Genomic DNA, 8,981 nt, shown 5'->3' with positions numbered 1-8,981 from the left:
CCGCGTGGCTGTAGCCGAGTTCGCGGGCGACCGCGCGGGAGGCGCCACCGCCGTCGGGCGCCAGGACCGTACGGGTGATGACCTCGGCCTCGTCGATGATGGCGGGCCGCCCGGGCCGGGGGCGCTCCCGCAGGCCCGCCATACCGGAGGCGTCGAAGCGCTGCCGCCAGTGGCCCACGGTCTGCCGGGAGACATCGAGCCGCCGGGCGATCTCGGCGTTGCGCAGCCCCTGGGCGGCGAGGAGGACGACGGCGGCGCGGATGGCGCGCGGACCGCCCTCCGCCACCCACCGCTGCAGCAGCCCGCGGTCCTCCTCGGGCAGGCCCGTGGCGTCTACGTCCTGGTAGGGCGGGTTCACGACGCCTCGCGCGCCAGCCGGAGGGTCAGGATCTGGAACGGGCGCAGCTCGAGGTCCACCATGCCCGAGCGGTACGCCAGTTCGCCGGTGGGGTTCTCCAGGAGGTCGGTCACCTGGACGCGCCCGACGGCGAACCCGGCGGCGAGAGTGGTGCGGACCCGGCCGCCCCGCGACTCGTAGAGCCGGACCACGACATCGCCGGAGCGGTCGTCGGCGAGCTTGACCGCCTCCACCACGACGCCCGGATCGCCCACCGCGACCAGCGGCGGTCCGGCGAGCCGGGTGGCGGCCGGGCGCAGCGGGAGGCTGAGGGCGTACCCCCCGGCCACCGCGTCGCCGATGTCGGCGCCGGGGCACAGCGCGTAGCGGAACCGGTGCCGGCCCCGGTCGGCGTGCGGGTCGGGGCTGTGGGGGCCGCGCAGCAGGGTGAGCCGGAGGGTCGTGGTGGTTCCGCCGTCCTCGCGGGTGCGGCGGCTGACGTCGTGTCCGTAGGTGGAGTCGGTGAGCAGGGCCGCGCCCCAGCCGTGTTCGCCGACGTGGATCCAGCGATGCGCCCACGCCTCGAAGCGGGCGGCGTCCCAGCTGGTGTTCTCGTGGGTGGGCCGCTCTACATGGCCGAACTGGATCTCGGACGCCACGCGTTCGGCGTGGACGTCCAGGGGCCAGGCGGCCTTGAGGACGGTGTCCTCCTCCCGCCAGTCGATGTCCGTGTCCACCTCCAGGATCCGGCTGCCCGCGGCCAGACCGAGGCGCTGCACGACCACGGACCTGCCGGTGGTGCGCTCCACGCGGACACGGGCCAGCAGCGGCCCCTCGTCGTCGAGGTGGACGGCGGTGGCGGTGTCCAGGTCGCGGTGGACGTCGCGGTACTGGGCGTCCAGGTTCCAGGCGCTCCAGCGCACCGGATCGTCGGGGTGCAGCCGCAGCAGGTTCCCGGCGCCACCGGGCGCGATGGCTTCCCTGCGGGAGGTGTGGTCGTACGCGGAGCGGACCAGCCCGTCGGCGTCGATGTGGACCGTCAGCGCGCCGTTGTCCAGGACGTATCCGCCTCCGTCGGCGGGCCGGGCGGTGACCCGTGGCTCATCGGCGGTGCCGGTGCCGAGGACGGCGGCGCCGAGCGCGGGGGCCTGGGCGAGCACCGCGTACCGGCCGTCGGACAGCTTCTGCACCCGGCCACCCGTGGCGGGCGGTGTGTCGAGGACGACCACCTCGCGCCGCGCGTGCGGGGCGGCGTTGAGTACGGCGAGGGGTTCCGCGGGGTCCGGCGGTCCGGCGGCGCGGGCCACGATCCGCTCCAGGCCGCGGTGGATGGCGCGGTAGGTCTGCTCGGCCTGCTCGTGGACCCAGGAGATGGAGGTGCCGGGGAGGATGTCGTGGAACTGGTGGAGCAGCACCTGCTTCCACAGCGCGTCGAGCGCCTCGTACGGATAGGGCTCGCCGGTGCGGACGGCGGCGGTCGCCGCCCACAGCTCGGCCTCGCGCAGCAGGGCCTCGCTGCGCCGGTTGCCGCGCTTGGTGCGGGCCTGGCTGGTGTAGGTGCCGCGGTGGGTCTCCAGATACAGCTCGCCGCGCCATACCGGCGCGTCGGGGTACTCCTCGCGGGCCTCGCGGAAGAACTCCGACGGCGTCTGGACTCTGACCCGTGGGGAGCCTTCGAGGTCGGCCAGGCGCCGGGCCTTCTCCAGCATCTCGCGGGTGGGCCCTCCCCCGCCGTCGCCGAAGCCGAAGGGGGCCAGTGAGCGGGTGCCGGCGCCCTTGTCGGCGTACGTGGCGACGGCGTGGGCCAGTTCGGCGCCGGACAGGGTGGCGTTGTAGGTGTCCACGGGCGGGAAGTGGGTGAAGATCCGGGTGCCGTCGATCCCCTCCCACCAGAAGGTGTGGTGGGGCAGCTTGTTGGTCTCGTTCCACGACAGCTTCTGGGTGAGGAACCAGCGGGCGCCCGCGAGAGCGGCCAGCTGCGGATACGCGGCGGTGTAGCCGAAGGAGTCGGGCAGCCAGACGCCATCGGTCTCCACGCCGAGTTCCTGGGAGAAGAAGCGTCGGCCGTGGACCAGCTGGCGCGCCAGGGCCTCGCCGCCGGGCAGGTTGCCGTCGGCCTCGACCCACATGCCACCCACCGGCGCCCAATTGCCGTCGGCCACCGCCTTCTTGATCCGCTCGAAGACGTACGGCTGGTGGTCGCGCATCCACGCGTAACTCTGCGCGGAGGAGCAGGCGAAGACCAGCTCGGGGTACTCCTCGGCCAGCGAGGCCATGCTGGAGAACGTGCGGGCGCACTTGCGCACGGTCTCGCGCAGCGGCCACAGCCACGCGGAGTCGATATGGGCGTGTCCCACGGCGGCGATGGTGTGCGCGGAGTCGTGGGCGCGCCGGTCCAGGACCGGGCGCAGGATCTGCCGGGCGGCAGCGGCGCCCGCGGCGACACGGCGCGGGGGCACGCTGTCCACGGCCCGTTGGAGGGCGCGCAGGATCTCGTGGCGGCGCGGCAGCCCGAGGGGCAGTTCGCGCATCAGCTCGTCCAGCACCTCCATGTCGTGCAGGAGCTGCCAGACGTCCTCCTCGCGGACCACGAGATCGGCACGGCGCAGCCGGTACAGGTCCTCCTCGCCCGCGGTGAGCCGGTGGCCGTAGTGGGTGCCGATGCCCGCGCTGCCCACGATGGGCGGATTGGCGGCGGCCTCGACCAGCAGGCACACGCTCTCGCCACCGACGGCGCGGGTGGTCAGCGGCACCGAGCGGTGGTGGGGGTGCAGGCCCTCCAGCGGGGTCCCGTCGGCGGTGTGGACCAGGCCCTCGGCCTGGCCCCCGGGGCCCTGGGACAGGTCGAAGCCGAGGTCGAACAGCGCCTCCACCCGGCGGCCCGCCCAGCGCTCGGGGACCGTCGCGGTGGTCCGGAACCAGGTGGTCGACCACGGGCCGCCCCAGCTGCCACCGGTGACGAACGGCCGGTACTCGGCGCGCAGCGCGTCGGCCACCGGCACCGGCTCCCCCGGGATGTGCCAGGCGGCGACCTCCAGCGGGACGCGATCGCTGTAGAGCGCCGGGCGAAGGCGCTCGGCGATGAACTTCGCGATGCGCTCTTCCACGGCGTGGCGGTCGTCGTGCATGGTCGGCCCTTCCTCCTGCCCTGCCTGCCTTCCGGGAAAGCGCACGTGCCGTTTATGTAAAACCATGTGTGTTATCACGTCAACGCTTCGGCCCGAATACCGGCGCATTGCTTTTAACCACGCCTCTGACCTGCTTCTTTACTCGGCAAAAGAAGGGGTTCGACACCCTGTCAGGAGGAAAATAAGCGGCTTTCCATCGACTGTGTCAGATAAGAGAATTGACAGCGGGAGCAGAAATGCGGCGGGGAGGAGTCGGCGTTCTCCTCCCCGCCGCGCGGGCCGTCCGGCGGTTCCCCTCGGGACCTCCGGCGCGGCCCGGCTCGTCCCGGCTCAGCCGGTGGTGAAGGTGAAGTCGTCCAGGTCGAAGAGGTTGCCCTGGCCGGTGACGCCCTTGAAGACGAAGTAGAGCGTGGTCGTCCCGGAGGGGGCACCGCTGAGCGTGGCGCTCACGTCCTGGAAGTTCTCCCAGCCGCCGGTGCCGGGCACGGTCGCGGTGCCCAGCAGGGTCCCGGTGGGACTGCCCGCGCGGACCTCGATGGTGCCGCCGGGGCCACCGGAGGAGATGCGGGCGGTGAGTTTGGTGGCGTTGTTCAGGATGTACGGCTTGAAGGAGATCCAGTCGCCGTTGTCGGTGAAGCCGACCGTCTTACCGCCGTGTGCCGTGGAGTGGCTCGCCTGCTCGATGCCCTGGAACGCGGTGTAGTGCTCGGCCTGACGGTGCTTCGGCTGGGTGACGTTCTGGTCGTGGGTGGTCAGCGGGGGCTGGCCGTTCGCTCCCTTGTCGGTGTACTCGGCGTCGAAGACCCCGAAGATATTGGCGTTATCGTCGTGTTCCCCGTCCGCCAGCGTCTGGAGGGTGCCCTCACAGCCGGTGGCGGAGGTGATGGGGTGGGCGTGGCTGTCGTGCCCGAGCAGATGGGTGATCTTCACCTTGGAGCAGTCGATGGTGCCGTCCTCGGGATCGCTGACCTTGATCCGGAAGGGCACCTTGTCGCCGAAGGTGAACAGCTGGCCGTCGCCGGGCAGTTCCAGGGTGACCGTCGGCGCGGTGTTGCCGACGGTGATGTGCACGCTCGCCGTGCCGGTCAGACCGCCGGGGTCCCTGGCGGTGAGGGTGGCGGTGTACGTACCGTTGGCGGTGTAGGTGTGCGTCGGGTTGGCCTCGGTGGACTTACCGCCGTCACCGAAGTCCCAGCTGTAGCCGATGGCGTCGCCGTCGGGGTCGCTGGTGCCGGACGAGGAGAACCCCACCTGGAGCGGGGCCCTGCCCGAGGTCTTGTCGCTCGACGCCTGGGCGACCGGCGCCCGTCCTCCTACGACGTTCTCGATGCGGTACAGCGCCGAGTTCGCGTCGCCCGCGCCCCATCCGGTGCCGTAGTCCAGGACGTACAGCGCGCCGTCCGGGCCGAAGGCCATGTCCATCACCTGGGTGCCGGTCCAGGGGAAGGCGTTGATGGAGCCGACCGTGCCGTCCGCGCCCTGCTCGATCCGCTTGATCCACTTGCGGCCGAACTCCCCCGCGAAGAAGTCGCCGTCGTACTCCTGCGGGAACTTCACCGGCGAGTTGAGGTTGGCGTCGTAGCGGTAGACCGGTCCGCCCATCGGGGATTCCGAGCCGGAGCCGAACTCGGGCACGGATCCGCCGTCGTAGGGGATCCAGGCGGGCTGGGCCGGGGGCAGGTCGGTGAGGCCGGTGTTGTTCGGCGAGGTGTTCTTCGGCGCGGCGCAGTTGAAGGCGGAGCCGGAGGCGCCGGTGGCGAAGTCGAAGTCGATATACGGCTGGTTCTTGCCGACGCAGTAGGGCCAGCCGAAGTTGCCCGCCTTCGCGACCCGGGCGAACTCCACCATGCCCTGTGGACCGCGGGTGGAGCTGGCGTTGCCCGCGTCGGGCCCGTAGTCGCCCACGTACACCACGCCGGTGGCCTTGTCGACGCTCATCCGGAACGGGTTGCGGAAGCCCATCGCGTAGATCTCGGGGCGGGCCTTGGCGGTGCCGGGGGCGAAGAGGTTGCCGGCCGGGGTGTCGTACGAACCGTCCGCCTTGACCTTGATGCGCAGGATCTTTCCACGCAGATCGTTGGTGTTGCCCGCGCTGCGCTGGGCATCGAAGGCCGGATTGCGGCTCGCTCGCTCGTCGATGGGGGTGTAGCCATCGGAGGCGAAGGGGTTGGAGTCGTCGCCGGTCGACAGATACAGATTGCCCTGGGCGTCGAAGTCGATGTCGCCGCCGACATGGCAGCACATGCCACGGGAGGTCTTGACCTCCAGCACCGTCTTCTCGCTCGCCCGGTCCAGGGTGCCGTCGGTCTTGAGCACGAACCGGGAGAGCCGGTTGACCCCGTCGAACCTGGCGAAGTCCGCGGCCGCTCCGTTCTCCGGGGCGTCACCGGCCGGGGTGTTCAGCGGCGGCGCGTAGTAGAGGTAGATGAAGCGGTTGGTGCTGAAGCCCGGGTCGACCCCGACGCCCTGCAGCCCCTCCTCGTCATGGCTGTACACCGGCAGGGTGCCGGCCACCTTGGTGGTGCCCGCGGCGTCGGTCAGCCGCAGGGTGCCGTCGCGCGAGGTGTGCAGCACCGAGCGGTCGGGCAACACGGCGAGCGACATCGGCTCACCCGTCTCGGCCACCCCCTTGGCGAGGGTGACCTGCTGGAACACGGGCGCGGCGGCCGTCCGGCCGGGGTCGGGCACCGCGTCCGCCGCCGGTGAGGTGAGCGTCAGGGTGGCTCCGGTGAGCAGCGTTCCGGCGAACAGCGCGAGGGATCTGCGCAGTCTCAGGCGTTTCCTGTGCACGGAAGTCCTCCGTATGCGGTGGGGGATACTCGCGGACGTGCTGAGCACAGGCGCGCGCCGCCGCGCCGCGGTACGGGCCTTCGGCAGGGTGGAGGGGACCCTTGTGCCCGTACTCGACACCGCCCTAGCCGTGGCCCGCCGATGTGGACGGTTCGCCCACGAAGGGCACGGGCTCGGGACGGGAACATGTGGTGCCGACCGGCAGCGAGGTCCGCTCCCGGGCGGCGTCGAGCAGGGTGAGCATGACGTCCAGGACATGCCGGGCGAGCTCGGCGGAGGCCCGGTGCGGACGGCCCGCCCGCAGCGCCCGCGCCATGTCGGCCAGGCCGTACCCCCGGGCGGAGCCCGCGTATCCGGCCGACGGCGCCAGCGGCTCCCAGGCGCCACCGCGCCAGAGCTCCACCGGTCCGTCGAAGGTGTTGGGGTCCGGCACCGACAACGAGCCCTCACTGCCGTGCACTTCGACGCGCGGCAGCCGGGCCGCGTGCACATCGAAGCTCATCAGCAGCGTGGTGAGGGCGCCGCCTCGATGCTCCAGGACGCCCGTGACATGGGTGTCCACCTCGACCGCGAAGTGCTCGCCCGCGCGCGGCCCGCTGCCGATGCTCCGCTGGGCGCGCGGCCGGGAGGCCGCCCCGGTGACCCGGACCACCGGGCCCAGCAGGTGCACCAGGGCGGACAGATAGTACGGGCCCATGTCCAGCAGCGGTCCGCCGCCGGGCCGGTAGTAGAACTCCGGGTCCGGATGCCACGCCTCGTGCCCGGCGGTGGTCATGAAGGCGGTGGCCGCGACCGGTGTGCCGATGAGCCCGTCGTCCACGGCCTTGCGCGCGGTCTGGGTGCCCGGGCCGAGCACGGTGTCCGGCGCGCAGCCGACCCGCAGCCCCGCTCGCTCGGCAGCGCCCAGGATGGCGTCGGCCTCCTCGCGGGTGCCGGACAGCGGCTTCTCGCCGTACACATGCCGGCCCGCGGCGAGCGCGGCCAGCGCCACATCGGCGTGCGCCGCCGGGATGGTCAGGTTGAGTACGGCGTCGACGTCCTCGCGTGCCATCAGCGCGTCGGCCGACGCGGCGACGGCCACGCCCTCCGCGCCCTTGGTGGCGGCCTCCGCGCTCTTGGTGGCGACCTCCGCGCTCTTGGCGGCGGCCTCGGCGGTTTTGGCCGCGGCCTCGGCACGGGCCCGGTTGAGGTCGGTCACGGCGGTCAGGCGCAGTCCCGGCAGGCGCGCCAGCGTGTCCAGATAGGCCCGGCTGATCTTTCCCGCCCCGACCAGTCCTATCCTCAGCGGCTCGCCCACAGCGGCCCCCTCCCGGTCAGCGCCCGCGCCTGGGGCGTCCATCTGCTCGTCGCGTTCGGTGTCACGGCCTCTGCACGCTCCCGTCGGTGGTCCGCAGCAGGGCCCAGCGGTCGTGGGCCAGGGGCTCGGGCACCGGATGGCGGCGCGCGGCGCTCTCGTCGAAGTCGACGCCGAGGCCCGGGGTTTCGCGGGGTTCCATCGCCCCCAGGCGCGGCACGATCGTGCCGGGGAAGACCTCCAGAACCGGCTCCCGGAAGGTGGCCGCCTCCTGGACGCCGAAGGCGGGGCTGGAGATGTCGAGGGCGATGGTGGCCGCCTGCGCCAGCGGGCTGACGTCGCCCGGACCGTGCGGGGCGAGCCGGACACCGTGCAGCTCGCAGGCGGCGGCGAGCTTACGGGCCGGGGTGAGGCCGCCGAGCGTGGGGACCCGGATCCGGGCGAAGTCGATCACCGGTCCGGCCAGCAGCGGCAGGAACTGGGTGAGATCGCTGAACAGCTCTCCCATCGCGAGGGGGACCGGGGAGGCGGCGCGCAGCCGGGCGAAGTGTGCGGCGTCCTCCGGGGCGAGCACGTCCTCCACGAAGTACAGCCCGGCGTCCGCCACCCGGCGCAGGAACTCCCCGGCCTGGCGCGGGTCGAGGCGCTCATGCGCGTCGTGCAGCAACTCGACGTCGTCGCCCACCAGTTCGCGGGTGCGGCGCAGCACCGGGGGCACCGCGCGCAGATAGCCGGCGCTGTCCCAGCGGCCGGAGCGGTCGTGGCGGGCCCGCGCCTCCCCGGCGCCGGACGGCGCGGCGCCGTAGGTGTCGGAGCCGGGCACGGCGCACTGGATGCGCACGTGTCCGAAGCCCCGCTCGCGCGCGGCCGTCACCTTTTCGGCGAGCTCTTCGGCGTCCCGGCCGTCCACATGGGTGTAGGCGGCGGCGCGGTGCCGGAAACGGCCGCCGAGGAGTGCGTAGAGCGGGGCGCCGAGCCGCTTGGCCTTGAGGTCCCACAGGGCGACGTCGATGCCGCCGAGGGCGTTGCCGGTGATCGAACCGCCGCGCCAGTAGGCGCTGTTGAGGGCCAGGCGGTGCAGGTCCTCGATGTCGCCGGGGTCGCGGCCGCGCAGCAGCGGGGCGAGGTAGTCGTCGATCACGCCGCGGACGGCCAGTGTGCGCTGGGGGTCGCTGGCGCAGCCGAGGCCGTACAGCCCGGGGTCGTTGGTCTCGACCCGCACGATGAGGTACGGGCAGCCTTGAGGCGCCGTCAGGAAGGTGCGTACGGCGGTGATGCGGAGCTTGTCGCCGCGCTCCTCCACCCAGGGGGCCTGGGCCAGCGGGAGGTGCGGCTCGCGGGGTGCGGACATACGCTCCCATTCCCATAGCCGAATGGCGATCGTCCATTCGAACGTAAAGAGGGTTCAGGAGCGATGTCAATGACCGTACCG

Annotated in this window: 5 protein-coding genes; all 5 read right to left on the bottom strand. The window is 72.5% G+C overall.

Translation table 11 applies throughout. The annotated features are described in order from the left end of the window. A partial coding sequence (locus GWI24_RS34760; RefSeq protein WP_210950031.1) for a helix-turn-helix domain-containing protein occupies nucleotides 1-358 on the bottom strand: 358 nt, incomplete at its 3' end. Then, nucleotides 355-3,465: a glycoside hydrolase family 38 C-terminal domain-containing protein gene (locus GWI24_RS34755; protein ID WP_210950030.1), complete on the bottom strand. Its 3,111-nt coding sequence runs from the start codon at nucleotides 3,463-3,465 to the stop codon at nucleotides 355-357. The genes GWI24_RS34755 and GWI24_RS34760, both read right to left, overlap by 4 nt. A gap of 330 nt (nucleotides 3,466-3,795) precedes the next feature. Then, nucleotides 3,796-6,255: a PQQ-dependent sugar dehydrogenase gene (locus GWI24_RS34750; RefSeq protein WP_210950029.1), complete on the bottom strand. Its 2,460-nt coding sequence runs from the start codon at nucleotides 6,253-6,255 to the stop codon at nucleotides 3,796-3,798. Between the two features lie 124 nt (nucleotides 6,256-6,379). Next, entirely contained in the window at nucleotides 6,380-7,552 is a 1,173-nt protein-coding gene (locus GWI24_RS34745) for a Gfo/Idh/MocA family protein (protein WP_210950028.1), read from the bottom strand. Nucleotides 7,553-7,613: 61 nt separating this feature from the next. After that, nucleotides 7,614-8,900: an enolase C-terminal domain-like protein gene (locus GWI24_RS34740; RefSeq protein ID WP_210950027.1), complete on the bottom strand. Its 1,287-nt coding sequence runs from the start codon at nucleotides 8,898-8,900 to the stop codon at nucleotides 7,614-7,616. Nucleotides 8,901-8,981 lie beyond the last annotated feature (81 nt).

Origin of the sequence: Streptomyces sp. MK37H (genome assembly GCF_018035285.1) — a bacterium.
In the GTDB taxonomy this organism is placed as follows: domain Bacteria; phylum Actinomycetota; class Actinomycetes; order Streptomycetales; family Streptomycetaceae; genus Streptomyces; species Streptomyces endocoffeicus.
Note: the sequence above shows the minus strand (reverse complement) of the source record. Positions and strands in the feature narration are given on the sequence as shown.